The sequence below is a fragment of the Exiguobacterium sp. s70 genome, assembly GCF_018618315.1.
GTDB classification, from domain to species: Bacteria; Bacillota; Bacilli; order Exiguobacteriales; family Exiguobacteriaceae; genus Exiguobacterium; species Exiguobacterium chiriqhucha.
Genome location: NZ_JACSLV010000001.1, coordinates 871243 through 895448 on the forward strand (window position 1 = coordinate 871243; position 24206 = coordinate 895448).

Annotated in this window: 27 protein-coding genes; 3 read left to right on the forward strand and 24 right to left on the reverse strand. The window is 54.2% G+C overall.

What is annotated here, in order from left to right:
* Nucleotides 1–47 precede the first annotated feature (47 nt).
* The 8 genes from KNP84_RS04345 to glyA form a co-directional block, all read right to left on the reverse strand.
* On the reverse strand, nucleotides 48–1385 hold the full coding sequence (locus KNP84_RS04345) for a glycoside hydrolase family 191 protein (protein WP_215114355.1): 1338 nt from the start codon (nucleotides 1383–1385) through the stop codon (nucleotides 48–50).
* Between the two features lie 361 nt (nucleotides 1386–1746).
* Entirely contained in the window at nucleotides 1747–2976 is a 1230-nt protein-coding gene (locus tag KNP84_RS04350; RefSeq protein WP_215114356.1) for a hypothetical protein, read from the reverse strand.
* A gap of 128 nt (nucleotides 2977–3104) precedes the next feature.
* A complete protein-coding gene (locus KNP84_RS04355) occupies nucleotides 3105–3833 on the reverse strand; it encodes a hypothetical protein (protein WP_236355746.1) in 729 nt (242 codons plus the stop codon).
* Nucleotides 3834–3949: 116 nt separating this feature from the next.
* Nucleotides 3950–5188: a sensor histidine kinase gene (locus KNP84_RS04360; RefSeq protein ID WP_215114357.1), complete on the reverse strand. Its 1239-nt coding sequence runs from the start codon at nucleotides 5186–5188 to the stop codon at nucleotides 3950–3952.
* A gap of 1 nt (nucleotide 5189) precedes the next feature.
* The gene (locus tag KNP84_RS04365) at nucleotides 5190–5867 is read right to left on the reverse strand and encodes a response regulator transcription factor (protein ID WP_215114358.1); all 678 of its coding nucleotides are present in this window, start codon (nucleotides 5865–5867) and stop codon (nucleotides 5190–5192) included.
* Between the two features lie 71 nt (nucleotides 5868–5938).
* On the reverse strand, nucleotides 5939–6208 hold the full coding sequence (locus tag KNP84_RS04370; RefSeq protein ID WP_215114359.1) for a hypothetical protein: 270 nt from the start codon (nucleotides 6206–6208) through the stop codon (nucleotides 5939–5941).
* A 108-nt stretch (nucleotides 6209–6316) separates the two neighbouring features.
* Entirely contained in the window at nucleotides 6317–7243 is a 927-nt protein-coding gene (locus KNP84_RS04375) for a hypothetical protein (protein ID WP_215114360.1), read from the reverse strand.
* 3 nt (nucleotides 7244–7246) lie between these two features.
* The gene (glyA, locus tag KNP84_RS04380; RefSeq protein WP_214835785.1) at nucleotides 7247–8500 is read right to left on the reverse strand and encodes a serine hydroxymethyltransferase; all 1254 of its coding nucleotides are present in this window, start codon (nucleotides 8498–8500) and stop codon (nucleotides 7247–7249) included.
* Between the two features lie 129 nt (nucleotides 8501–8629).
* Here glyA and KNP84_RS04385 point away from each other — a divergent pair, with 129 nt between their 5' ends.
* Nucleotides 8630–9415: an alpha/beta hydrolase gene (locus tag KNP84_RS04385; protein WP_021066117.1), complete on the forward strand. Its 786-nt coding sequence runs from the start codon at nucleotides 8630–8632 to the stop codon at nucleotides 9413–9415.
* 35 nt (nucleotides 9416–9450) lie between these two features.
* Here the strand turns inward: KNP84_RS04385 and KNP84_RS04390 are convergent, their stop codons facing one another.
* The 9 genes from KNP84_RS04390 to rho form a co-directional block, all read right to left on the reverse strand.
* A complete protein-coding gene (locus tag KNP84_RS04390; protein ID WP_125318036.1) occupies nucleotides 9451–9993 on the reverse strand; it encodes a TIGR01440 family protein in 543 nt (180 codons plus the stop codon).
* Nucleotides 9990–10430: a ribose 5-phosphate isomerase B gene (gene rpiB, locus KNP84_RS04395; protein ID WP_021066115.1), complete on the reverse strand. Its 441-nt coding sequence runs from the start codon at nucleotides 10428–10430 to the stop codon at nucleotides 9990–9992. Before rpiB ends, KNP84_RS04390 begins: the two co-directional genes overlap by 4 nt.
* A 4-nt stretch (nucleotides 10431–10434) precedes the next feature.
* Nucleotides 10435–10935 carry a low molecular weight protein arginine phosphatase gene (locus KNP84_RS04400; RefSeq protein ID WP_021066114.1) on the reverse strand — a complete coding sequence of 167 codons (501 nt, stop codon included), beginning with the start codon at nucleotides 10933–10935 and terminating at the stop codon, nucleotides 10435–10437.
* A gap of 34 nt (nucleotides 10936–10969) precedes the next feature.
* Nucleotides 10970–11968 carry an L-threonylcarbamoyladenylate synthase gene (locus tag KNP84_RS04405; protein WP_214802273.1) on the reverse strand — a complete coding sequence of 333 codons (999 nt, stop codon included), beginning with the start codon at nucleotides 11966–11968 and terminating at the stop codon, nucleotides 10970–10972.
* Nucleotides 11934–12806 (reverse strand): peptide chain release factor N(5)-glutamine methyltransferase, encoded by an 873-nt coding sequence (prmC, locus tag KNP84_RS04410; protein WP_215114403.1) that lies wholly within the window; start codon nucleotides 12804–12806, stop codon nucleotides 11934–11936. Before prmC ends, KNP84_RS04405 begins: the two co-directional genes overlap by 35 nt.
* Nucleotides 12806–13876 (reverse strand): peptide chain release factor 1, encoded by a 1071-nt coding sequence (gene prfA / locus KNP84_RS04415; protein ID WP_029594669.1) that lies wholly within the window; start codon nucleotides 13874–13876, stop codon nucleotides 12806–12808. The genes prmC and prfA overlap by 1 nt, the downstream gene beginning before the upstream one ends.
* A gap of 79 nt (nucleotides 13877–13955) precedes the next feature.
* Nucleotides 13956–14567, reverse strand: a complete 612-nt coding sequence (locus KNP84_RS04420; protein ID WP_021066110.1) for a thymidine kinase — start codon at nucleotides 14565–14567, stop codon at nucleotides 13956–13958.
* 137 nt (nucleotides 14568–14704) lie between these two features.
* Nucleotides 14705–14947 (reverse strand): type B 50S ribosomal protein L31, encoded by a 243-nt coding sequence (locus KNP84_RS04425; protein ID WP_021066109.1) that lies wholly within the window; start codon nucleotides 14945–14947, stop codon nucleotides 14705–14707.
* A gap of 82 nt (nucleotides 14948–15029) precedes the next feature.
* Nucleotides 15030–16370: a transcription termination factor Rho gene (gene rho / locus KNP84_RS04430; protein WP_021066108.1), complete on the reverse strand. Its 1341-nt coding sequence runs from the start codon at nucleotides 16368–16370 to the stop codon at nucleotides 15030–15032.
* A 378-nt stretch (nucleotides 16371–16748) separates the two neighbouring features.
* On the opposite strand from rho, the gene KNP84_RS04435 reads away from it, so the two are divergent.
* Nucleotides 16749–17450, forward strand: coding sequence for a C40 family peptidase (locus KNP84_RS04435; protein WP_215114361.1), 702 nt, complete (start codon nucleotides 16749–16751; stop codon nucleotides 17448–17450).
* 23 nt (nucleotides 17451–17473) lie between these two features.
* On the opposite strand, the gene KNP84_RS04440 is transcribed toward KNP84_RS04435, so the two are convergent.
* Nucleotides 17474–17980, reverse strand: a complete 507-nt coding sequence (locus KNP84_RS04440; protein WP_214835791.1) for a DUF421 domain-containing protein — start codon at nucleotides 17978–17980, stop codon at nucleotides 17474–17476.
* A gap of 118 nt (nucleotides 17981–18098) precedes the next feature.
* Here KNP84_RS04440 and KNP84_RS04445 point away from each other — a divergent pair, with 118 nt between their 5' ends.
* Nucleotides 18099–18497 carry a hypothetical protein gene (locus KNP84_RS04445; RefSeq protein ID WP_215114362.1) on the forward strand — a complete coding sequence of 133 codons (399 nt, stop codon included), beginning with the start codon at nucleotides 18099–18101 and terminating at the stop codon, nucleotides 18495–18497.
* Nucleotides 18498–18507: 10 nt separating this feature from the next.
* Here the strand turns inward: KNP84_RS04445 and KNP84_RS04450 are convergent, their stop codons facing one another.
* The 6 genes from KNP84_RS04450 to KNP84_RS04475 form a co-directional block, all read right to left on the reverse strand.
* Complete coding sequence (locus KNP84_RS04450; RefSeq protein ID WP_131471449.1) at nucleotides 18508–19278, reverse strand: ABC transporter permease; 771 nt, start codon at nucleotides 19276–19278, stop codon at nucleotides 18508–18510.
* Complete coding sequence (locus KNP84_RS04455) at nucleotides 19268–20194, reverse strand: ATP-binding cassette domain-containing protein (protein ID WP_215114363.1); 927 nt, start codon at nucleotides 20192–20194, stop codon at nucleotides 19268–19270. Before KNP84_RS04455 ends, KNP84_RS04450 begins: the two co-directional genes overlap by 11 nt.
* 104 nt (nucleotides 20195–20298) lie before the next feature.
* A complete protein-coding gene (gene glpX / locus KNP84_RS04460; protein WP_029594665.1) occupies nucleotides 20299–21267 on the reverse strand; it encodes a class II fructose-bisphosphatase in 969 nt (322 codons plus the stop codon).
* A 16-nt stretch (nucleotides 21268–21283) separates the two neighbouring features.
* Nucleotides 21284–22537, reverse strand: a complete 1254-nt coding sequence (gene murA / locus KNP84_RS04465; protein ID WP_214802302.1) for a UDP-N-acetylglucosamine 1-carboxyvinyltransferase — start codon at nucleotides 22535–22537, stop codon at nucleotides 21284–21286.
* Between the two features lie 26 nt (nucleotides 22538–22563).
* A complete protein-coding gene (fsa, locus tag KNP84_RS04470) occupies nucleotides 22564–23214 on the reverse strand; it encodes a fructose-6-phosphate aldolase (RefSeq protein ID WP_021066101.1) in 651 nt (216 codons plus the stop codon).
* A 79-nt stretch (nucleotides 23215–23293) separates the two neighbouring features.
* Complete coding sequence (locus tag KNP84_RS04475) at nucleotides 23294–24124, reverse strand: hypothetical protein (protein WP_215114364.1); 831 nt, start codon at nucleotides 24122–24124, stop codon at nucleotides 23294–23296.
* Nucleotides 24125–24206 lie beyond the last annotated feature (82 nt).

Sequence of the window (24206 nt, forward strand, 5' to 3'; positions counted from 1 at the left end):
ACCCGAAGGAACGAAATCGATCCCTCGGGGTTCAGGTGACACATGGTTTAGAATTTGAAGAAGTTTAGGAAACCGGCCGTCTTGTGTTTCACTTTTCCGCACATGTTTCCTTTGGCGGCGTGATGGTCGTTAGACGAGCTGTGCTTGGCGGCATGCTTTTTGGCATGCTTTTTCGCCTTCTTCTTCTCTTTTTTGTCTTTCTTCTCTTGCTTCCAGTCAGCTTTTGCTTTTTGTTTCGACTCGGTCGGTTTGTCCGTCGAGGCATCTGCTTTCGGAGCTGAGACTGGCTTTGTGACTGGCTTTGTCGCCGTTTCTGTTACAGGCTTCGCCGTTGTCGTCGCAGCTGGCTTCGTCGTTGTCGTCGTAGCTGGCTTCGTCGTTGTCGTCGTAGCTGGCTTCGTCGTTGTCGTCGTAGCCGGTTTCGTCGTTGTCGTCGCAGCTGGCTTCGTCGTTGTCGTCGCAGCTGGCTTCGTCGTTGTCGTTTCAGCTGGCTTCGTCGTTGTCGTCGTAGCTGGCTTCGTCGTTGTCGTCGTAGCCGGTTTCGTCGTTGTCGTCGTAACTGGCTTCGTCGTCGGTGCTACTGCGACCGGTGCCGGCGCCGTATCCTGTGTGCGCGTCACGAGACCTGCGTTCCAGTTCACATAAGCATCCGCTTCGTGGAAGTGGATGAATCCAGAATCTTTAGCGAGCTTGTGGCTGTCCGCGCTAAGACGTGTCGAAATCGTGAGCGTCTTGACCGAATGCTTCGCGTCGACCGCTTGTAATTTCTTGATCATGTTTTGTGACCAAGCGTCGCTCTTGATCGTGTCGGCGTTGAAACTCTCCCACATGATGCCGTCGACGTAAGGTGCCGTTGACGTTTCCAACGTGTCAAAGCCCCAGTTTTGGACCATGGCGATTTCACCATAGCGGGCCCGTGCTTGCTTCAAGAAGTTGACGAGTCCGTCACGTTGCTGCTTGAGCACGGTCGGATTGTTCAAATGTTCGTTATCAATATCACCGACCGTATCCATGAACACGCCATCGATGCCTTTGGCGACGACTTGGTTCTGGATTTCCGTGAGGAGCAATCCTTGGAAGTGCGGTGAGGCGATGTTCGTCAAGTACGAATCCCATTCCGAGTAATGGACACGTTGTCCGTTACGCGTAAAGAAGTCACCTGACTGAAGTTTTGACATGAGACCCGTGTTCCATGTCGCGACTTCCATGACGCTAATATATCCGAGTACTTTTGTCCCGCGTGCTTTGATTTGCTCCACTTGCGCTTTCGTATAATGGAGCGGTTCAATGATGACGAGGTCATAGTTTTGCATATCTTTCAAAATCGCTGCCGTTGGATGGCCATAATACACTTGATAGTTCTTCACACCGTCGAGTGGGTTCATGGTTTGTGCCCCCGTTTTAGACATGTTCAGACTAACAATCAACAACACTACCGTTAGAGACATAATTAACTTTTTCAATTTCACTACCTATTCCTCTCCTGATGACTGACAAAACGTGGTGACGGACGATGATGGTTGAATGGAGTTGTGTCTCGTTGCTCCCCCTTTTCTTATATTCAAATGACGAGAAGGTTAGTGCTGTGTGTTTTATGGATGTATCGGATTCGTGTATGTAATGTTGAACCTTCGCAAAAAAAAATTATAGGATAGTTTTTTACGAAAACATAGTGTCAATTTGACAACAAAAACCCGTCTCACGACATGAAAGTGTCATGAAACGGGAAAAGAATTAGTTTTTAGCTCATATGTAAGTGTCTAGCAATCCCTCTAATTCCAGTTGATCAATCAAATAGACCCGCTTCGTCTCGACGTCCATCAGTTGAAGGGTATCTTTCCCTTCCTCGATCCAAACGTCGAACCGTTGCTCGGTCAACTGCTCATATAACGCGAGCGTCCCACGTCGTTCGCCCGTCGGTGCGGCACTCGTCGTCTTCACGCGGGACAAAAGTTCGAACAGTTCGCGCGTGTTCGGGCCGCCGAGGTGGGCCGTCTTCGTCTCCGTCTCGTACGTCGCCAACCGCATCGCCTCTTTTTGCTCCGATGTGATCGTCAATTCACCGGCACCTGGTCGTTGAACGGTCCCCCATACCTCGATCACGGTACCATACCGACTTGATAAGACGGCAGAGTCTTTCTCCGTGACGTCTTCAATCGGTTTATCAGCGAGCACGATTCGCTTCAACAGACGCTGTCCTTCGGCGTCTAAATTGAAAATCGCTTCTTTCGAGTCGATTTGCACGTACTCTCCCGCGAGCGACGCAGGCAATACAGTGCGGTCCCATGCCTGTTTTGTGCCCATCTGGAGTGTGATTCGTTGATCGGCCAATTGGGTCAAGAACGCCACTCCTTCATTCTTGCCGCTCTCGAAGACGAACAGCCCCGGCTCAATCAATTGTCCCGCCTCGGTGCCGTCTTGATAGACATGATACGTGACATGTAGCGCACCACGGTCCGGCGTGTGATACCGGAAGACCGAACCGGGAATAATCGTCTCATGTGTCTCATTGACCGCAAAGGCGCGTGCCACAGCCGTGATGTTCGATTCAGGAACGAACGATAGCGTGTTCCCGACATCGACTTCCCTCGGCGCAGACGTGGCCGAGGACTCGAACGCCTCGAGTGCATCCGTCCGGAAGACACGCTCATTTTGTTCATTGCTGTTCAAGCAAGAGATGTAACGGTCATCCCCGCTCCGCCAATATTTGACGGTCTTGCTGCCTAATTCGTCATAGAAGGGGTGGCGGAATGTGATGGCCGCCAATTCGGCCCGACGCGTCGGCAACACGTCTGTCGGTTGCCGCTCACAGTAATTCAACAGTCGCGTCTTCAACGCAGACGTCAACGGAATGTCTTGGTCTTGTTGAATCGCATACGTCGACAGCGGTCGTAAATTGAGCGCATTGATTTCATTCGTCCCGCATCCGCTTAACAGTATGACGGCTATACTCATCAGTCCGATGACGTTTTTCATCCCGTCCCCTCCTTTCACATTTATTTGGTTTGAATCGCCTAAAATTTTCATTTTCACCTTATCATACAATAATAATTACGACTCTTGTTAGAAGAATAAACAAAAAATGCCACTTGCGTGGCATTTTTTTAGTCGTCGTCGCGATCATCATCTTGATCATCGTCACGGTCGTCATCTTGGTCGTCATCATTTTGATCGTCGTTTTGATCATCTTGATCGTCTTGGTCATCCCGGTCATCGTCGCGTTCAATCTCTTTCACTTGCTGTTGAAGGTTCAACTCGAGTTTGACCCGGTCACCGGCTTTTGGCGCCTCGTCGTCAAGCTCGTAGCGGCTCGCGAGTTTGAACGTCTCTGACTTGCCATCACGTTCGATGGTCACGTCACGATCCGACAGGCTGACGAACGTGCCGTAAATGTCGAAGTCGTCACTTTCACGGTCGACTTCCTTCACTTCCTCGTTTTGATTGAATTCGAGTTTGACGCGGTCACCGGCTTTCGGTGTGTCGTCGTCAATCTCATGACGGGCCGCGAGCGGATACGTCGATTCTTTACCGCTGAAGCTGATCGTCACGTCACGGTCTGATAGGCTGACGAGGGTACCATACAATTCATAATCATCGTCATCGACCGAACGGACCGGCGTATCGTTCGATGCTGATCCTTCTGACGAAGTGGCTGCTTCTTGACTCGCATCATCTTGCGCATCGTCTGCGGCATCATCGGTTCCGCTGTTCACGCTATCGACCGCGCGTGGGACGATGACCGTGTCCGTCTTGTCGTTCGCGACATACAACCCGATCCCGGCGACGGCTAGTACCGCCAACCCGACTCCTAAAATCCATCCGATTAATTTCATGATGTTTCCTCCTCGTTTCATGTGGTGAACTTGTTCTACATCTTCATCATAGAACGGTGACCTTAGAGCACCACGAGGATTCCATTAGAAAATGATGAGAATCTGCGAAAGTTTTGTCATTTTGTGACATAGAAGACGCTGCCGTCCGGCGCGTTCGCATAACTGCCGACCGTCCAACCGTTCAAGTCCGCCACTTCTTTGGCGATGGCGAGACCAAGTCCGCTGCCGCTCCGGTCCCGTGCCTCATCGAGTCGATAGAACCGGTCAAATAACCGTGCCCGGTCCTCCTCCTTGAGCGCCGTCCCATGGTCGCGTACTTCGATGCGGTCCGGCGTCATCGTCACGCGTGTGTCAGTCGCATACTTCAAGCTGTTATCGATGAAGATGACGACAAGCCGTTGCAACGAATCACGATGACCGTGCCACTCACCCATCGCCTCGATCGGTACGTGGATACCGTGCGATCGTTCGAACCGTTCGGTCAATTGTTCGGCCAACTCAGTCAATCCGATCGCCTCGGTCTCCACTTCTTTGAGCGAAGAGAATCGGCTCAGTTCGAGCATCGGTTCAATCAAGTCCTCGCGCATTTGCCGCGATTCGGTCAAGATGTGGTCGATGGCCTCGTCACGAACGGCCGGGTCGCTCTGTCCCCAGCGCCGGAGCAGTTTGGCGTACCCTTCGATGACGGTGAGCGGCGTCTTCAGTTCATGTGAAACATCGGCGACGAAGCGGCGCTGTTGCTCCATCGACCCTTCGACCCGGGCAATCATCTGGTTGAAGCCGGTCGCGAGCGTCGAGACCTCGTCTCGGTTCGTCCCGACATCGATCGTCTCGAGCGTACCCGACTCGGTGATCCGTTCCATCGTCGACTCGAGACGGCGGAGTGGATCGAGCCCTTGCCTGACGATCCATAGGCTACCGAGGAACGTCATCGCCACCGCAATCAAGAAAATGACGAGAAAAATCGTGGCCAGCGTCTGGAGCGTCTCGCTCACGGCCGCGTCTTGAAACGCGTAGCCGAGCCCGTTCGACGTCGCGATGACGAACCAATCATCGACGAGCGCCGGTTCTCCAAAGTTGACGGGAAAACGTAAACTCTCTTCGGCCTGACCGCCGATGATGCCCCAATCGCCGTTCGCTTGCCGTTCGAGTACGACACTGTCCTCATGTAACGACAAGACGGCTTGTTGGTTCCGCTCGTCTTCCTCGAGCAAGCTGAGTGCCTGGCGCAAGACATCATAGCGGGCGTCGACGATCTGTTGCTGCGAGACGAGCCAGGCGACACCGAACGAGGTGATCAGCAGGAACAACATGAATCCCGCCATCGCCAAGGCGATTTTCGTCCGTAGCTTCATCTTACTCACCACGCTTCAACATATAGCCGACGCCTCGGACCGTCTGAATCCAAGAGCCTCCGAGTTTCTTGCGGACATAGCGGACGTACACATCGACGACGTTCGTGTCCCCGTAATAGTCAAAGCCCCAGACGTGCTCGACGAGTTGATCGCGCGTGAGTACGCGCTCCGGATGTTCGAGCAAATAGACGAGCAAATCGAACTCACGTCGGGTCAAGTCGACTTTTTGCCCCTCACACATCACTTCGTGGCGATTGACGTCGACAGTCAACCCTTCATAAGTAAGAACCCGTTCACTCGTATCGACTTGGACGTGTTGCCGCATCCGTAAGAACGCCCGGATCCGCGCGAGTAACTCTTCCATCTCGAACGGTTTCGTGATGTAATCGTCGGCCCCGAGGTCGAGACCGCTCACTTTATCGTAGCGGTCCCCGCGTGCCGTCACCATCAAGACGGGAAGGAGCGGCTGCTCTTCTTTGACGCGGCGCACGACTTCGAGTCCGCTCATCTGCGGCAACATGACATCGAGCAACATCAGGTCAATCCCACCGGCGAGCGCCCGGTCGAGCCCGGCCCGCCCGTCATGGGCGACCTCGACTTGATAACCGGCATGCATGAGTTCAAGTTCGAGTAATCTGGCAATTTTAGCATCGTCTTCAACGACGAGAATCGTAGGCATTCCATTCATCCTTTCTAAAAAAAACGCCGAGCAGTCCGCCCGACGCATCATTCTAAGTGTTCCCGGATTCCTCAGTCAAAAAACGGACGAACTGCTTCTGGAATCGCTTGTTCGATGCGCAATTCGAGTGAATCGCCCATCCGGTCAAACGACGTTTCAATCCCTTCCGCCTGAAACGCCAAATCAGTCCCGACTTGAGCGATTTGGTCGAGCCACGCGTTACCGGTCAAGGTGAATAATAAGAACCCGGCGACACCTGCCGCCATGAGTGTCAATGCGAGCGCACCGACGGCCACTCCTCGAATCAATCTTCCAATCTTTCCTCTGCTAGTTGAGCGCATATGTCCCTCTCCCTTATCCTTTTTCTTTACTGTACGGGAGCGAGCTGAGAAAGAGCGGTGAAACAGATTAAAATTTGATGAGAAAAAGGTCACAGCACGGCTGCGACCTCATTCTTCCTCGAGCACCGATTTGGCAATCGGGGCCCAATACGTCCCGTCCATGGCGGCGACTTCGGCGAGCGTCGTCCGGTATGTGTCGTCCCCGGCCTTCTTCTCAGCGATGCCTTTCATCCATAAGACGTCCGCCTTATATCCCGACTCTGGATACGTGTCGACATAGGCGGCATAATCGGCGATCTCTGCTTCGCCGAGCTTGTTGTCGACGAGCAACCGATAAAACCCGACGGCCTGTTCCTGACCGGCTTTCGCCTTGCCGATGAGGAGCGCATCGGCTTCCTCGTACCGTTTGTCCGAGACGAGCGTTTCGACTTCGCCGAGCGGGATGACGGCCGGTGCCTCAGGGGCTTCGGTCGTCTCGTCCTCGGTTTGGAGCGCCTCGTTCGCTTCCTCGAGTCGAGCAACTTCTTGTTCGAGCTCTTCTAACCGTTTCGCGAGCGCCTCGTCCTCTGTCACCGTTTCGACCCGTTCGTTTGATGCGGTCGGCGTCACGGGCGGCGGCTTCGAATCCGGCCAAAAGAGGAGTGCGACTAGACCGAGACCAACGACGAGCGGCAGACCGAGCCACGATTTGTTCCATTTGAAGGCGTTACGCCAAGCCGACAAGTCCGCATGACCGGTGACAGCCGGCGAGAACGAACGAAAGCGGCGCTTGGCCGCCTTCTTTCCGTTCGCCTTCACTTCGAGCGCAAGCCCGAGCCGATGAAACGCCGCCGGCACTTTCATTCCGAGAAGCGGTACAATCCGTTCACTTGCCTCGATATAATACCCGTGGTCGAGTAGCGTCGTCACGACCCCGAACTCGTTCGCGACGAGGCGAAACGTCGGGTCATGCTCGCCTTTTCGGACGAGCCATTCCGTCATATCGATGAGCGGCAGTTCCGCAAGTTCCCGATCTGCGAGTGTCCGTACGTCCATTCGTCAGCCTCGTTCAGGATAGAGCGAGAACTTCGACGTCAACGCGCGAACTGCTTCGTGCGCTTCCGCGAGCACTGCTTCATCTTCATGGTTCGTCAAGACGCGTCCGATCAAGCGAGCGACTTCACGCATATCGTCCTCTTTCAATCCGCGCGTCGTCATCGCGGCCGTCCCGAGACGAATCCCGCTCGTGACGAACGGTGATGCCGGATCGAATGGAATCGTGTTCTTGTTGACTGTGATGCCGGCTGCGTCGAGCGCATGCTCGGCCGCTTTCCCGGTGATGTCGATGCCGCGGAGGTCGACGAGGAGAAGGTGGTTATCCGTACCGCCCGATACGATGCGGAGTCCTTCCTCTTCTAGCCCTTGTGCGAGCACCTGTGCGTTCTTGATGACTTGTGCCTGATACTCTTTGAACTCAGGTTGGAGCGCTTCCCCGAACGCCACGGCCTTCGCCGCGATGACGTGCATGAGCGGACCACCTTGAATCCCTGGGAAAATCGACTTGTCGATTGCCTTGGCGAACTCTTCTTTACAGAGAATCATGCCGCCGCGTGGACCGCGAAGTGTCTTGTGCGTCGTCGTCGTCACGAAATGCGCGTGCTCGACCGGGTTCGGATGAAGACCGGCTGCGACGAGACCCGCGATGTGGGCCATGTCGACCATGAGGTAGGCACCGACGCTATCGGCGATTTCACGGAACTTAGCGAAGTCGATCGTCCGCGGGTACGCCGAGGCACCAGCGACGATGAGTTTTGGTTTATGTTCTTTCGCGAGGGCTGCGACAACGTCATAATCGATGTGTTCTGTCTCTTTGTCTACACCGTATTCGACGAAATTGTACTGAACGCCTGAGAAGTTGACCGGACTTCCGTGCGTCAAATGGCCACCGTGCGACAAGTTCATGCCGAGCACCGTGTCACCGGCTTCAAGGACTGTGAAGTAAACGGCCATGTTCGCTTGGGCACCCGAGTGCGGCTGAACGTTAGCGTGTTCTGCACCGAACAGCTCCTTGGCGCGGTCGCGGGCCAAGTTCTCGGCCACGTCGACGAACTCACAACCGCCGTAGTAGCGACGGCCTGGATAACCTTCCGCGTACTTGTTCGTGAGCACGCCGCCTTGCGCTTCCATGACTGCTTCTGAGACAAAATTCTCCGAGGCAATGAGTTCGATGTTCTCGCGTTGGCGACCGAGCTCGTTTTGCATCGCTTCAAACAATTCCGCATCCTGTACTTTCAACTTCGTCGTGTTTACCATGTTGAAACCCCCTCTGAATGTCTAAAAATCAACACCCCCATCGTAACATATGCTTCTTTTTTTGGGTATCGTCTAATCCACGGGCAAGTCGGGTATCATATGAAAGAAGACGATCAGAGGAGGCTACTTATGATTGAGACAAAACAAATTACCATCACCCCGTTCGAGCGCGAGCGGACGATTCGGATTTATACGCCGGCCGATTACGACATGTCGGATAAACGTTATCCCGTGCTCTATATGCATGACGGACAGAACGTGTTCGCCGACGAGGACGCGAGCTATAAGATGAGCTGGCGCGCCGGTGAGTATATGGACGCCTCGAAGCGCGACATCATCATCGTCGGCATCGACAGCGCCCCCGGTGAGATGCGGCTCGACGAGTACGGTCCGTGGGAGAACCCGTACATCGGCGAGAGCTTGCTCGGTCAAGACGTGACGCTCGGTGGACAAGGATCGGCCTACATTGAATACATCGCCCAAGAGTTGAAGCCGATGATTGACGCGAACTATCGGACGAAGCCGGACGAGACGGCGATGATGGGCAGCTCGATGGGCGGCTTGATTTCGATTTACGCCGCTTGCGTCTATCCCGATGTCTTCAAGCGCGTAGCTTCATTGTCCTCGGCGTTCTGGTTCAACCAGACCGAGCTTGAGCAATTGATCGACGCGAGTGATTTGAACGGCGTCGAACGTCTGTATATGGACGTCGGCCGCAAAGAAGTCGAACAGCCGTCAGCGGACGGTCCGACGAACGAGATGTATCTCGAGTCGAGCGAGCGTGTCTACGCCCTGCTGCGCGACAAGGTCGAACATATCCGCTTCGAGGTCATCGAGGAAGGTGTCCATAACGAGCTCGCTTGGCGCGATCGGTTCCCGATGGTCATCTCATATTTGTTCAGTGAAGAGTTATAACGCAAAAGAAAGCCGGTCGCGCAGACCGGCTTTCTTTATTTTGCTGGATAGTGGGCCCGTGGGCCGCCAATCAGTTTCGGTCGCGTGACGGCGAACGTGACGTACGCCTCACCGAGCTGCTTCGCCGACAACCGGACCGGGATCGCGACCGGCTTCAAATGCATACCGATCAGCGTCGATCCAATATCGATGCCGGCGTCCGCTTGAATCGATTCGACGACGCACGGGGCGTCGAAACGCTCGTACGCCTTCTCGGCCATCGCCCCGCCCGCCGCGCGGACCGGGACGACCGTCACTTCCGTCAACCCGAACTGTTTCAAGGTCCGTCGCTCGATCGTAAGGGCGCGATTGATATGTTCGCAGCCTTGAAAGGCGAGATGGACGCCGGTCTTGTCCCGAAACGCAAGGAACGCCTCGATCAAATCCGACGCCACATCAATCGAACCCGCTTTCCCGATCGTCTTGCCGACGACCTCGCTCGTCGAACAACCGATGACGAGCATCTTTTCCTCATCTAACGGAAACCGTTCATGCAACTCCGTCAATAAGTTCAAAAGCTCCGCCTTCATCGTCGTCACTTCGTTTCGTAAGCGCTCATCTTGTCGACACGGTTCGAGTGGCGTCCGCCTTCGAAGTCCGTATCGAGCCATGTCGCCACTAAGTCGAGTGCAAGACCCGGTCCGATGACGCGCTCGCCCATCGTCATGATGTTCGAGTCGTTATGTTGACGCGTCGCTTTCGCGCTGAACGAGTCGTGTACGAGTGCCGCCCGAATGCCTTTCACTTTGTTGGCGGCAATGCCGATGCCGATTCCAGTACCGCAAATCAAGATGCCACGGTCGAATTCACCGGCCGCGACTGCTTCGGCGACTGGAATGGCTACGTCCGGATAATCGATTGACTCGGCCGAGTGTGTCCCGAAGTCCTTATACTCGTGTCCAAGCTCCTCCAATAATCCGATGATGTCTTTCTTCAAATTGAATCCGCCATGATCGGCGCCGATTGCGATTTTCATTCCGTCATTCCCCCGTCTTCTTTGGTAGGCGTCTCGGTGGTTTCGTCACCTTTGACCCGTCATTCGTCAATTTTAGCACAAGTCGATTCACGAGTGGTTCGAGTTCGTTTCGGACTTGGCGGTAGACGTTCATCGACCCTCCGAACGGGTCGTTAATATCACGCTCGAGTCCCGTGACGAACTCATATAATGTGAATGTGCGATCGGCCAAATCCGGATACGTATCCCGAATCTGTTCACGATGCGCCCGTGTCATCGTCAAGATGACGTCCGACCAGCGTCCGAGGACGTCGTCAAACGTTTGCGTCACGTGCTCGAGCTCAATTCCTCGTTCACGCAACACTTGGAGTGCATTTTCTGATGCGTCAAACCCTTGCATCGTCCGAAGCCCGGCTGAACGAATATCGAACTCGTCCCCCGTCACTTTCGAACGGAGCAGGGCCATCGCCATCGGGCTTCGGCATGTGTTCCCACTACATATGAATAATACGCGTTTCATCGACATCGCGTGATCCTCCTCTATGTCCTTAAGCCTCTTCCTATGGACGGATGACTTTACCGCCAGCCGCCTTGTAGAGGCGGTTATAAACGGCAAGAGCGACTCCCGTCGGTTCAATCCGATTCACGTAAATCTCTTCTACATCCGTCTCATCAAATTTACGCAACGCCTCGTATAGACGCTGGGCCGCCGTCTCCATCGAAGTGCCGAGAGAGAGGGTGACGTCAGCCGGGGTCGTCGCTTCATCGAACACGAGTGCGCCAACTCGCTTGCCCGCTTCCTGCCGCGCCATGACGACACGGACGAGGTCTTGACGTCCCCCTTCGACTAAATACAGGGGCGCACTCGGGGCGTAATGGGTGTACTTCATTCCTGGTGATCGTGGCGCAGCTGTTTCATCGCTCAAGTTGGCATCGAGAATGACCGGGCCAATAACCGCTTCAATCGCTTCTTTCGTCACGCCGCCCGGACGTAAAATCGTCGCCGGTTCTGCCGTGCAATCGATTACGGTCGACTCGACGCCGATGCCTGTCGGTCCCCCATCCATAATACCCGCGATCCGACCGGTCAAATCATCTGCCACGTGCCGGGCCGACGTCGGTGATGGACGTCCCGAACGGTTCGCACTTGGTGCTGCCAGTCCAAGACCGGACGTGCGGATCAAGTCAAGTGCGGCCGGATGGTCCGGCATCCGCAATCCAATCGAATCCAGACCAGCCGTCACGAGTGACGACGCCCGACCGTTCGACGGTAAGATGATGGTCAAGGCACCGGGCCAAAACACTTCCATCAAGCGTCTCGCGACCGGCGGGATGGTTTGCGCGAAATGTTCGGCCTGCTCGACCGTAGCGACGTGGACGATGAGCGGGTTATCCGACGGTCTTCCTTTCGCCTCGAAAATCTTTTTGATGGCGACATCGTTCGTCGCATCTCCGGCGAGTCCGTAGACAGTCTCCGTCGGGATGGCAATCACCTCGCCAGCCTTCAAGAGACGTACCCCTTCCTCAACTTCTGTCGGCTTGATCCATTTCGTTTCCATGCGCAATCCCTTCCCTCACGGCGTAGACGATTCGGTCTTTGCCGTTTATATCTTTTAAAATACCCGTTTCTGCTTCAGGATAACGTTCGGACAGGTACGATTTCACAACTTGTCCTTGATTATACCCGATTTCAAATGCAATCAATTGCCAATCGGCACACAGGACGCGCATCGAGTCGGCGATGATCGTTCGATAAAAGTCGAGCCCGTCTGCTCCGCCGAACAAGGCGAGGTGAGGCTCGAAGCCCACTACCGTCTCATCGAGCAGTTCGTCCGCCTCGATATAAGGCGGATTTGAGACGAGGACGCGAATCGAGTTGTCGGCAATCGGCGCGAGGCAATCTCCTTCATGGAAGGACACATCCGCCCCGAGGGCCGCTGCATTACGCTCGGCGACAGCGATTGCTTCCCGGGAAATATCGACCGTTTGGACACGGACACCGAGCTCGAGACTGAGTGTGACGGCGATTGCGCCACTACCCGTCCCGATGTCGACGATCTCATCGTCGGAGACATTATGCACATGCTCGACGACCCATTCAATTAGCTCTTCCGTTTCCGGACGCGGAATCAAGACGTCACGATTGACCTCGAACATCCGTCCATAAAACGGGGCGTGACCAATCAAGTGCTGGACCGGCTCACCTGCCAAGAGACGCTTGAACCCGGCGTCAAACGACTTCGCCTCTTCCGTCGTCAATTCATCGGACAAACGGATGAGTAGTCCCGTCCGATCGACGTCAAGGACGTGCATGAGCCACCACTCCGCCATCGAGACGTCACGACCCGAGAGCGCGAGCTCCCGTTCTGCTTGTTTCAGCCTCGCTGCGATCCGCATCAATCGACATCCTCCATCAGACGGGCCTGTTCGTCCATCACGAGGGCGTCGATGATATCTTCAAGTTCCCCGGCGAGGACGCGGTCGAGCTTTTGGAGCGTCAGCCCGATGCGGTGATCGGTCACACGGCTCTGCGGGAAGTTATACGTCCGAATCCGCTCTGAGCGGTCTCCCGTCCCGACGGCCGATTTGCGTTGCGCCGACAGTTCTTGTAGGTGTTCGCTTTGCATCTTGTCATACAGGCGGGCTCGGAGTACTTTGAGCGCCTTGTCTTTGTTTTTATGTTGTGACTTCTCGTCCTGACACGAGACGACGAGCCCCGATGGGATGTGCGTCAAGCGCACGGCCGATTGGGTCGTGTTGACCGACTGGCCGCCCGGACCCGATGATGTGAACGTGTCGACACGGACATCTTTCATATCGATGTGCACTTCGACGTCCTCTGCTTCCGGCAACACGGCGACGGTCGCCGTCGACGTGTGGATGCGTCCGCCCGACTCGGTCGATGGGACACGTTGGACCCGATGCGCCCCATTCTCGAACTTCAGTTTCGAATAGGCACCCGTCCCGTTGATGAGGAACGTCACTTCTTTGAAACCACCGAGTTCCGTATAGTTGGCGTCAATCAACTCCGCCTTCCAGTTCTGCCGCTCGGCGAAACGCGTGTACATCTTGTACAGGTCGACTGCGAACAGTGCCGCCTCGTCTCCGCCGGCTGCCCCGCGAATCTCGACGATGACGTTCTTGTCGTCGTTCGGGTCTTTCGGTAACAGCAAGACGCGCAGTTTCGCCTCGAGCGCCTTTACTTCCGGCTCAAGGAGTGACATCTCTTCTTTGGCGAGCTCGCGCATATCGGCATCGAGCGTGCGGTCCTCAAGCATCGCTTTTGCTTCTTTATACGCCGTGCTCGTCTCTTTATAGTGACGGTACGCCTGCACCGTTTCTTCGAGTTGCGACTGTTCTTTTGAATATTGTCGTAATTTATTCGCGTCGCTGAGCACTTCAGGGTCAGCGAGCATCTCATTTAATTGCATATAGCGTTCTTCTAATACGCTCAAACGGTCAAACATGATGATCCGTCCTTTCTCCGTCAAATCGAACTGTCTTCATTATAGCAAAAAACGAACCGCCAAGGGCGGTCCGTTGACGTCAGTCGGCCACTGTATGGCGGACTGGGCGTGGTTTATTCGGGACGTCGTGGCAATGACGGCAACGCGGTTCGTACGACTCGGAAGCGCCGACCAAGATGACCGGGTCTTCGAAACGCGCCGGTTCACCGTCAATCAATCGTTGTGTCCGAGAAGCTGGCGCCCCGCATGATAGACAGATGGCCTGCAGCTTCGTGACAAATTCGGCACGCGACAATAGCTCTGGCATCATCGTGAACGGCTCACCTCGGAAGTCCATGTCGAGCCCTGCGCAGATGACACGTTTGTCTTCTGACGCCAATTGCTCGATCACGTCGACGATCCCTTCGTCGAAGAACTGAACCTCGTCGATGGCGATGACTTGCGTCTCTTCACGCACCGCATCGTATAAGTCTTGACTCGATTGAATCGGCACGGCCACGACCGAGTTGCCGCTGTGGGAGACGACGTTCTCTTCGTGGTACCGATCGTCGATTGCCGGTTTGAACACTTGGACAGGGATTTTCCCGTAGTGCGCCCGACGGACACGGCGGATCAGTTCCTCCGATTTCCCAGAAAACATACTCCCACAAATCACTTCTATCCAACCGTAACGGTTCGTCACATGCATCATTCTACTTCGCCCTCTCCTTCGTTAATCGCTTCCCGATTATACCCATCTTTTTCTTGAAGAAAAAGGGTTGACTTCTATCTAAAAAAAATAAAAACCGCCAAGGGCAATCCCTAGGCGGTGTGCATACAAGTTGACGATTAACGTTGGTACTTCTTGTTGAAGCGCTCGATACGACCGTCCGCAGATGCGAATTTCTGGCGACCTGTGTAGAACGGGTGCGAATCAGAAGATACATCGACACGGATGAGTGGGTATTCGTTACCATCTTCCATCGTGATTGTCTCGTTAGAGTAACGAGTCGAACCAGAGATGAATTTGAACTCAGTCGTCGAGTCCATGAATACGACTTTACGGTATTCTGGGTGGATTCCTTGTTTCATTGCTTTTCAACTCCTTCTGCCCTAAGTATTCTTTCAACCTAGAGAAAGTTCACTAGAATATAATAGCACCCTGTTCAAGGATTTACAAGTCCGTTTTCGTTTTTTTCACCGGGCGTCGACTCTTTTTCTTATCGGCTTCAAGCGCCGCAAAAAAGTCGAGGTTCGTTTTCGTTTCGCGGACCCGGCGCAAGAACTGATCGACGAAGTCTGGCGACTCGTTCATCGTGCGACGAATCGTCCAAAGCGAGTCGAGTTCGCCTTTGCCGAGCAGCAATTCTTCCTTGCGCGTTCCCGAACGACGAATGTCGATGGCCGGGAAAATCCGGCGTTCTGCCAGTTTGCGGTCGAGGTGCAGCTCCATGTTGCCTGTTCCTTTGAACTCTTCATAGATGACGTCATCCATGCGCGAACCCGTGTCGACGAGTGCCGTGCCAAGAATCGTCAAACTGCCGCCGTCCTCGATATTACGAGCCGCCCCGAAGAATTTCTTCGGTTTATGGAACGCGGCCGGGTCAATCCCGCCGGAGAGCGTCCGTCCGCTCGGCGGGACGGACAAGTTGTACGCCCGCGTCAGACGCGTGATCGAGTCGAGCAAGATGACGACGTCCTTCTTATGTTCGACGAGGCGCATCGCCCGTTCGAGAACGAGTTCCGAGATGCGGGCATGGTTCTCCGGTGTCTCGTCAAACGTCGAGTAAGCGACATCCGCGCCCGGCACCGAACGTTGGATGTCCGTCACTTCTTCCGGCCGCTCATCAATCAACAGGATAATCAACTCGACGTTCGGATGGTTCGTCGTGATCGAATTGGCAATCTCTTTTAAGAGGGAAGTCTTCCCTGCTTTCGGCGGTGCGACGATCAACCCACGCTGCCCGAAGCCGACGGGAGCGATCATGTCCATGACGCGGACCGACAAATGGTTCGGCTCCGTCTCGAGCACCATCTGTTGTTCCGGATAAATCGGCGTGAGTGCCGGGAAGTAATCCCGGTTGCGCGTCGAATCCGTCGTCTCGCCATTGACCGCCTCGACGCTGAGAAGCCCTTGGAACCGTTCATTCTCTTTCGGTTTACGGACTTTCCCCGTCACAAGGTCGCCGTTACGGAGGTTGAAGCGGCGGATTTGCGAGGCCGCGATATAAATGTCTTCAGACGATTGCGAGTAATTGATGGGGCGCAGGAAGCCAAAACCGCCATCGTTTTGCGACTGTGGGTTGGGCGGAATGATCTCAAGGATTCCTTCGAGGAAATAAAGATCTTTTGATTCTGCCTGGGATTTCAATATCCGGAACATGAGCTCGCGCTTACGTGCCTCCCGATATTGGGGCACGTTCACTTCTTTCGCGATTTCATATAACTCTTTCAACGTCTTCGTTTCGAGTTCTCGAAGCGTATAGTTTTTAGCCGGTTCAGTCGTTTGACTCATTCAAGTCACCTGTCTTTCATGATTCTATATTTCAAAAGTAAACGTTCAGTCCTCATTCATCTAATCACACTTCTGCCAAACCGTCACTGTTTGAAAAACGGCTTTATGTCAGTCTATTCCCCTGTTGTTAAAAACATAACAGCCTTTTCGCTTTCTATGTAACAAACAAGTCTTTATTCTCGCATATTGTTTCAAATATGTTACAAGAAAACTGTTTTTGTCTTGTGATTGAAAAATGCTATCGGTCTTGCGCATGATATAGTTTATTTGCACAGGAAACCGGGTAATATCCGCAACTTGTGCTCTAATCTCGTTAACACACATCGATCATATACAGCCACTTAGGGTTTTATTTTAAAAAACGGAGGGAAATACACTATGTTAAAGCGTTTCGCATCTATCATTGTCGCTGCCACTCTCGCTTTCTCGGGTCTTGCTTTCACAACAGGTGAACAAGCAGAAGCCGCTACCGGAAAATTCGCTTACTCGAAAGTTAACGGCTTGAACATCCGTACAGCACCGTCGCTCAAATCGAAAGTCACGACAACGATGAACAAAGGCCAACGCTATACATACCTTGGTAAAGTTGGTTCGTTCTACAAAATCAACTACAAAGGGACTCACCGTTATATCTCAGCTTCATCTACTTACACGTACTTGAAAGCAAACACGAAGACAGCGACTGCGAAGAAAGTAACAACTGCTTCTGCATCAAGCGCTCGTACAAAACTTGTCGCTGAGTCGAAGAAGTACCTCGGTACACCTTACCGTTACGGCGGAACGACAACTTCTGGCTTTGACTGCTCAGGTTACACAGGTCACGTTTACAAGAAAGCCATCAACAAATCGATCCCACGTGATTCACGCTCGCAATACGCTAACTCGAAAAAAGTTTCGAAGTCAGCGATTCAAGCCGGCGACCTCGTGTTCTTCTCACACAACGGAAGCACGATCCAACACGTTGGAATGGCACTCAGCAAAACACAAATGATCAACTCTGAAACAGGCGGCGTGAAATACGCGAGCTTCACATCAGGTTACTGGGCACCACGTTATGTCGGTGCAGGATCATATCTCTAATTTAAACGACCAAACGACCCGGTTCATAGGAACTGGGTCGTTTTTTTCGTCTCAACGTTTCGTAATACCGTGTCCGTGCTCGTCAACACCGAGAACGTCCCATCCGTCTCCAAAACGACAGCCTCGACTTGATTGAAATCCGTACCGCTCGATCGAATCGCCTGCAACACCTCAATCTCGAGCACCCGCTCCCGCCGCATCGTTTCTTCTAAATATGTCCCATCATAGTAAAGTAGCGCCGGCGTCGACTTGATCAATTGATTCACGCGTTTCGAGCGGGTCGCCAACTTGGCCATCACGTATTGCATGAACACGAGCGTCGCAAACGCGGTCAGTCCGTTCAATAGCGGTGTCTGTTGACTCGTGAGTGTCGTGGCCAGAATCGATCCGAGCGCGACGGTGACGATAAAATCAAAAGCGTTCATTTTAGCAAGTGTCCGTTTGCCGGAGACCCGCAAGATGAAGATAATCGCCAAATAGCCCCCCACACCGGTCAGTATAATATGCAACATCGTTCGCAGTTGGTCCATCGTCTCCCTCCTTCTCTACTGCTGTTCCACGAAGCACCAACATTCAATCGCTGTTCATCTTCCGTTCATCTGGCTTCGTTACGATAAAGCCATCACGTTGAAGGAGTTGTTCTATGCCATGGAAAAGATTTGGAGTCTTCGCTTAATTCGCCTCGCCGCGCTGTTCGGTGTCATCGGGACGGCGCTCGGGTCGCATATGTCGGGTGCCGGCAGTTATGCCTTTCGTCCGATTCACGCCCATATTCTGCTCGCCGGTTGGCTATCGGTCTTCGCCTGGGGAGTCTTCTATCGCTTATATGCGGTCCAGAACCAACTGCTCGTCACGATTCACGGATGGACGGCCGTCATCGGATCAATCGGATTGACGAGCGGGATGTGGTTCTACACGATGAACCCGTTCCAATGGAATGAGACCGTCACCCTTGTGTATTTCATCGTCGGGGGCACAGTCTCGTTAATCAGTTTTATTCTCTTTTTGATTGTGACGTTCATGATCGACCAGGACGAGCGGGGCTGAACCCCGCTCGTCATTTTTGTTTCAAGGCACCGCGTGCGTTCGTCGCCGCGAACACGACCATGATGACGCTCATCGCCCCGGCGACGGCAAGTCCGGCCGATAACGCGCTCCAGTCGATCGTCGGTTGCGTCAAGACGGCACGCATCCCTTCAAAGATGTACGTCGTCGGATTGAACGTCGCCGCTACTTTGAGCCATTCTGCCTCAATCAACTCTTTCGGGACGAACGTCGTCGACAAGAAGATGAGCGGGAAGAACAAGAGCGTCCCGGCTTGTGCAGCCTGAGCGTTCCGTGTCTTTAACGCGACACCGACCGAGTAACCAGCAAAACCAAGGCCGAATCCGATGGCAAGCAGCACCGTGAACAAGAAGCCAGGCAGACCGACCGGAATCGACAAACCGAGCAAGAACGCTACCCCGAAGATGAGGAGCGTCTGGACGAGCAGTTGCAACATCCCGGCAATCATCGGGCCGAGCACGATCGCCGTCCGCGTCGCGGGAGTCAGAAGCAAGCGGGCGAAGTAGCCGCTCTCGATATCACGGACGAGCGCTTGTCCCGTCCCCCCGGCCCCACCGACCGCCCCGGACACGATGGAGACCGGCAAGATGAAGTTCAAATAGGCGCTCCCATCAAACTGAGGAAGCGATGCGACGCTCGATAATCCGCTCGTGTAAACGAGTAGGAAGAAGACGGAAATAATCAAGTTCGGGATGAACGAAAACGGATTCCGAATCGTCGTAATGAGGCTCCGTTTCGTGAAGAGCCATGTCTCAGTCCACATCGGGCACACCTCCTTCATATGACTCACCGGTCACTTTCAAAAAGACGTCATCGAGCGACGGTTGCTTCACGGTCAGACGTTCCGGTTGAAGCGACCGTTCATCGAGCTGGCGCACGACTTCCATCAGCGTATGATTGACGAGCTCGAACGCCACGTGTTGCCCGGTCGCCGTATGACCGAACAACGCAGCGGCTGCAGATGCTTCTTGATCGCTGTGGAACGTCATCGCAATCGTCTCGCCGCCGACGAGTCGTTTCAACGCTTCCGTTGTCCCTTCGCTGACGATTTTTCCATGATTAATGATGGCGATCCGGTCGGCCAGTTCGTCCGCCTCTTCTAAGTACTGGGTCGTCAAAAAAATCGTCGTGCCGAACTCCTCGTTGAGCCGTCTCACCTCGTTCCAAATCTCGATGCGGCTCGCCGGGTCGAGCCCGGTCGTCGGTTCATCTAAAAACAAGACGGTCGGTCGATGGACGAGCGTGAGCGCTAAATCGAGCCGACGCCGCATCCCGCCCGAATATGTGCCACTTCTCCGGTCGGCCGCTTCCGTGAGCGAGACGACACGGAGCAGTTCCTCGGCGCGCGTCTCCGCCTCTTGTTTCGTCATCTTGAACAACCGGCCTTGCAAGACGAGCAGTTCCCGCCCGGTCAACACTTTGTCGATTCCGGTCTCTTGCAGGGCGACGCCAATCGACAGGCGGACGTCTTTCTCTTGTTTGACGACATCGAATCCATTCACCCGCGCCTTCCCTTCGGTCGGTCGGACGAGCGTCGTCAACATTTGCACGGTCGTCGACTTGCCAGCCCCGTTCGGTCCAAGGAAGGCGAAAATCTCTCCTTCTTGCACCGAGAACGAGATGCCATCGACGGCCGGCACGTCCCCGAACGTTTTGACGAGTGATTCCACTTCAATCATGACACACACCTCCTCCCTATTCATTCCCGTTCTCGATGTATATTAAATATGAAACGACACATCAAAAAAGAACCGCGGACGGAAGTGTCCACGGTTCAGGAGAATCAAGGTTTCATGACCATTTTCGGTTTTTTCTTCAAGGAGTGGATGCCTTCGACGAAGCGGACCGTTCCTGACTTGGCTCGCATGACGACCGAGTGTGTCTGACCGCCTTGCCCGGTGAACTGGACGCCGCGGAGGAGTTCCCCGTCCGTCACGCCCGTCGCCGCGAAGATGCAATCTTCACCTTTGACGAGGTCGTCCAACAGCAAAATCCGGCCCGTATCGGCGATGCCCATGTCTTGGCAACGCTTCTCTTGGGCTTCGTCTTCAGGAAGCAGACGACCTTGGAAGTCACCGCCGAGACATTTCATCGCGACGGCCGCGATGACGCCTTCCGGCGCACCACCCGAACCGAGCAACAAATCGACACCTGTTTTCGGGAACGCCGTGTTAATGGCCGCGGCCACGTCTCCATCGGGAATCAACTTGATGCGGGCACCCGTCGCGCGGACACGTTGAATCATCTCTTCGTGACGATCACGATGTAAAATCGTGACGACGACGTCTTCGACGTTCTTGTTCTTCGCCTTGGCGACGATGGCGATATTCTCTTCAATCGAGTTGTCGAGACTGATCAATCCGGCCGCTTCCGGACCGACGGCAATCTTATCCATGTACATGTCCGGCGCGTGAAGAAGGTCACCGGCGTCAGCGACAGCGAGAACGGCAAGCGCTCCCCACGTTCCCGTCGCGACGATACTCGTCCCTTCGAGTGGATCGACAGCGACGTCGAGGCGTGAGCCATAGCCGTTCCCGACTTTTTCACCGATATAGAGCATCGGTGCCTCGTCCATCTCGCCTTCCCCGATGACAACGACCCCTTTCATCGGAATCGTATCAAATACTTCACGCATCGCGGTCGTCGCCGCGTCGTCCGCCTCTTCTTTCAAGCCTTTACCCATCCAACGAGCCGAAGATAGCGCTGCCGCTTCTGTGACTCGGACCAATTCCATTGATAAACTACGTTCCACCCGAATTCTCCCCTTTTTACTCGGACACCTCATCGACCCAGACGAGTGCGCCGAGTTGTTTTAGTTTGCCGACGAAATCGACATATGAATCGTTCAATTTTTCCGCATGGATCACCGTGGATTCGCCACTCGCTTGAAGCCCAGCTAAGGCGAGGGCTGCCCCACTCCGTGCGTCTGCACATTCCATTTCCGCATTGGCAAGCGTTGTCCCGCCGCGAATGACGGCCGAAGCGTCCTCGAGCGTAATCTGTGCATTCATGCGCCGCATTTCTGCGATATGGCGGAACCGTTGGGCGTACAGCTTGTCGGTGACGATACTCGTCCCGTCCGCTTTCAACAGTGCGGCCGACATGATCGGCTGCAGGTCGGTCGGATACCCCGAATAGTGGAAGACACGGATATCAATCGGTTTAAAGGCGTTCGCCCGCACCGTGATCGTCTCTTCCCCGACTTCGACGTCGGCCCCGTAATCCAGTAGTTTTTGAATGACGCCTTCTAAGTGCGTCGGAATGACGTTTCGTACCGTCACTTCACCCGCGACGGCGCCATAAATCATGAACGTCCCAGCCTCTAACCGATCGGGAATGAGCGTGTGTGTACAGCCATGGAGCTTGTCGACCCCTTTGATGCGAATCTCGTCGGTGCCCGCCCCGATGACGTGGGCCCCCATCGAAGTGAGCATCGTCGCGACGTCGACGATTTCCGGATCGATGGCCGCGTTCTCGATGACGGTCGTCCCATCAGCGAGCACGGCCGCGAGCATGGCGCTCACTGTCGCCCCGAACGAACGGAGATCGAGATAAATTCGATTTCCTTCCAATTTTTCGGCGTTCACATGATAAAGTCCCGACTCGTTCTCGACTTTAATGCCGAGACGTTCGAGTGCTTTCAAATGTAAATCGATCGGTCGTGGACCAATCGCATATCCACCGGGAAGTCCGACGGCCCCTTTCCCAAAACGAGCCGCAAACACCCCGAGCAAATAGACAGCGGCTCGGACTTTACGCGTCTCTGAGCCGAGCAGCGGCATGGCGACGGCATCTTTCGCATGAAGCGTCATCCGCTCCCCGTCCCGTTCAATCGCGACGCCGAGTTCTTGTAATAGACTGAGCATCACTTCGACGTCCTCGATGACGGGGACGTTCTCAATCGTCACCGGTTCTTCCGTCAAAAGTGCTGCGACGAGACAAGGCAAGGCGCTCTGTTTGGCCCCGCTAATGTCAACTGTTCCTTCAAGTTTTTGCTGTCCTACGATATGGAGAATTTCCACGAAGATCAAACCTTTCTGCGACAAACTTATTTGGATTGAGCGTTGTTCCAATCCGCTAAGAATTGCTCGATCCCTTTGTCAGTGAGCGGATGTTTCATCATCTGTTCGATGACTTTGTATGGTACCGTGGCGATGTCGGCTCCAAGGAGAGCCGCCTTCGTCGCGTGGACCGGATGGCGAACGGAAGCTGCGATGATTTCTGTATCGATACCATGGATGGCAAAGATATTGGCAATCGTCTCGACGAGGTCGAGACCATCTTGACCGATATCGTCCAAACGACCGATGAATGGCGAGACGTATGACGCGCCGGCCCGAGCCGCGAGTAGCGCTTGGTTGGCGTTAAAGATGAGCGTCACGTTCGTCTTGATGCCGAGCTGTGAAAACGTATTGACCGCTTCCATCCCTGCTGGCGTCATCGGTACCTTGACAGTAATATTCGGCGCGATGGCCGCAAGTTCCTTTCCTTCTTCCACCATACCCGCTGCGTCGAGCGCAATAACTTCCGCGCTGACTGAGAGATCCCCGACGATCTCACAGATTTCGCGTAGCCGTGTATGGAAATCGACGCCTTCTTTGGCGACGAGCGATGGATTCGTCGTCACTCCCCCGATGACGCCCATCTGATGAGCTTTCTTGATGTCTTCCACGTTTGCCGTATCAATGAAAAAACGCATGTACAATTCCTCCTCGAATGGTGTTGTGATCGCTTACACTTCTTATTATGAGGAAATTGTCATGGAATTGCTACACCCTTTACGTCAAGCCGGCGATGGCGAACATCGATCCGATGAGTAAACCAACGCCAACAAGCGTCCCCACTGCCGTCCATCGTTTCACGTTTTTTTGTTTTGTCTCATACGCTTGATACGGCCCTTCCTTTAAGCGCTCCGACCCATGCGTCTCGATCCAAAGTCCGACCGCGGTCTCTTCGTCAGTCACGAGATTGCCTGTATACGTGAACGGGATGATTTCTTCGGGTCGACGGAGCATGTCGAACCGCTCCCGCCGTGTCGCGATGTTCGCCCCGATCCAGTAGAGCCGTTTCGGTGTATAGAAAACTGGCACGCTATCTCCGATAAAATACTGAATCCACTGTTCGAACGTGGCGAGATCGCGTTGGTCGAACAAGATTTCCATTGAATCCTCGTCAGTCATGATGGCGAGCATCGGGCACAACTCGATCGTCCGTCGTCTATAGGGATGCGGCATGGCCGCTTCTGTCTTTCGGACGATGGCCGGGAAGAAGACGACTTGCTTGATTGCGTCGAGCGGGAACGATTGCTCGACTGACTCACCCGGCTCGTGCCGATACGTCGTCCCCTCAATATATGTCGCGGTCACTTCATAGTGCGACTGGTGCCGCTCTTTCCAGAACAGCTGGCGAAACAGTTGCAAGAACCGATACACGCCGTAACCGCCGAGGACGGTGAGTGACAACAGCGGAATCAACCACGGTTTCGGATTCATGAGGATGAGAATGACCGGCAGCGCAGCAAAGGCCAACGTCACACCAATTATAATGATGGGACCGACGATATAGAAAATGCGCCAAAATGATTCTGTCGAACGTTCTTGATACTTCATGCAAACTCCCCCCCTTTTCATCTATATACGGTACCCTAACCGCTTACGTTTCAATAAAAAAAGCCGGTTCTCACAGGGAGAA

Coding starts and splice junctions, on each gene's coding strand:
- KNP84_RS04345 (WP_215114355.1), bottom strand. CDS start 1,385: ATGAACCCACTCGACGGTGTGAAGAACTATCAAGTGTATTATGGCCAT.
- KNP84_RS04350 (WP_215114356.1), bottom strand. CDS start 2,976: ATGAAAAACGTCATCGGACTGATGAGTATAGCCGTCATACTGTTAAGC.
- KNP84_RS04355 (WP_236355746.1), bottom strand. CDS start 3,833: ATGAAATTAATCGGATGGATTTTAGGAGTCGGGTTGGCGGTACTAGCC.
- KNP84_RS04360 (WP_215114357.1), bottom strand. CDS start 5,188: ATGAAGCTACGGACGAAAATCGCCTTGGCGATGGCGGGATTCATGTTG.
- KNP84_RS04365 (WP_215114358.1), bottom strand. CDS start 5,867: ATGCCTACGATTCTCGTCGTTGAAGACGATGCTAAAATTGCCAGATTA.
- KNP84_RS04370 (WP_215114359.1), bottom strand. CDS start 6,208: ATGCGCTCAACTAGCAGAGGAAAGATTGGAAGATTGATTCGAGGAGTG.
- KNP84_RS04375 (WP_215114360.1), bottom strand. CDS start 7,243: ATGGACGTACGGACACTCGCAGATCGGGAACTTGCGGAACTGCCGCTC.
- glyA (WP_214835785.1), bottom strand. CDS start 8,500: ATGGTAAACACGACGAAGTTGAAAGTACAGGATGCGGAATTGTTTGAA.
- KNP84_RS04385 (WP_021066117.1), top strand. CDS start 8,630: ATGATTGAGACAAAACAAATTACCATCACCCCGTTCGAGCGCGAGCGG.
- rpiB (WP_021066115.1), bottom strand. CDS start 10,430: ATGAAAATCGCAATCGGCGCCGATCATGGCGGATTCAATTTGAAGAAA.
- KNP84_RS04400 (WP_021066114.1), bottom strand. CDS start 10,935: ATGTCGATGAAACGCGTATTATTCATATGTAGTGGGAACACATGCCGA.
- KNP84_RS04405 (WP_214802273.1), bottom strand. CDS start 11,968: ATGGAAACGAAATGGATCAAGCCGACAGAAGTTGAGGAAGGGGTACGT.
- prmC (WP_215114403.1), bottom strand. CDS start 12,806: ATGCGGATCGCAGCGAGGCTGAAACAAGCAGAACGGGAGCTCGCGCTC.
- prfA (WP_029594669.1), bottom strand. CDS start 13,876: ATGTTTGACCGTTTGAGCGTATTAGAAGAACGCTATATGCAATTAAAT.
- KNP84_RS04420 (WP_021066110.1), bottom strand. CDS start 14,567: ATGATGCATGTGACGAACCGTTACGGTTGGATAGAAGTGATTTGTGGG.
- KNP84_RS04425 (WP_021066109.1), bottom strand. CDS start 14,947: ATGAAACAAGGAATCCACCCAGAATACCGTAAAGTCGTATTCATGGAC.
- rho (WP_021066108.1), bottom strand. CDS start 16,370: ATGAGTCAAACGACTGAACCGGCTAAAAACTATACGCTTCGAGAACTC.
- KNP84_RS04435 (WP_215114361.1), top strand. CDS start 16,749: ATGTTAAAGCGTTTCGCATCTATCATTGTCGCTGCCACTCTCGCTTTC.
- KNP84_RS04440 (WP_214835791.1), bottom strand. CDS start 17,980: ATGGACCAACTGCGAACGATGTTGCATATTATACTGACCGGTGTGGGG.
- KNP84_RS04445 (WP_215114362.1), top strand. CDS start 18,099: ATGGAAAAGATTTGGAGTCTTCGCTTAATTCGCCTCGCCGCGCTGTTC.
- KNP84_RS04450 (WP_131471449.1), bottom strand. CDS start 19,278: ATGTGGACTGAGACATGGCTCTTCACGAAACGGAGCCTCATTACGACG.
- KNP84_RS04455 (WP_215114363.1), bottom strand. CDS start 20,194: ATGATTGAAGTGGAATCACTCGTCAAAACGTTCGGGGACGTGCCGGCC.
- fsa (WP_021066101.1), bottom strand. CDS start 23,214: ATGCGTTTTTTCATTGATACGGCAAACGTGGAAGACATCAAGAAAGCT.
- KNP84_RS04475 (WP_215114364.1), bottom strand. CDS start 24,124: ATGAAGTATCAAGAACGTTCGACAGAATCATTTTGGCGCATTTTCTAT.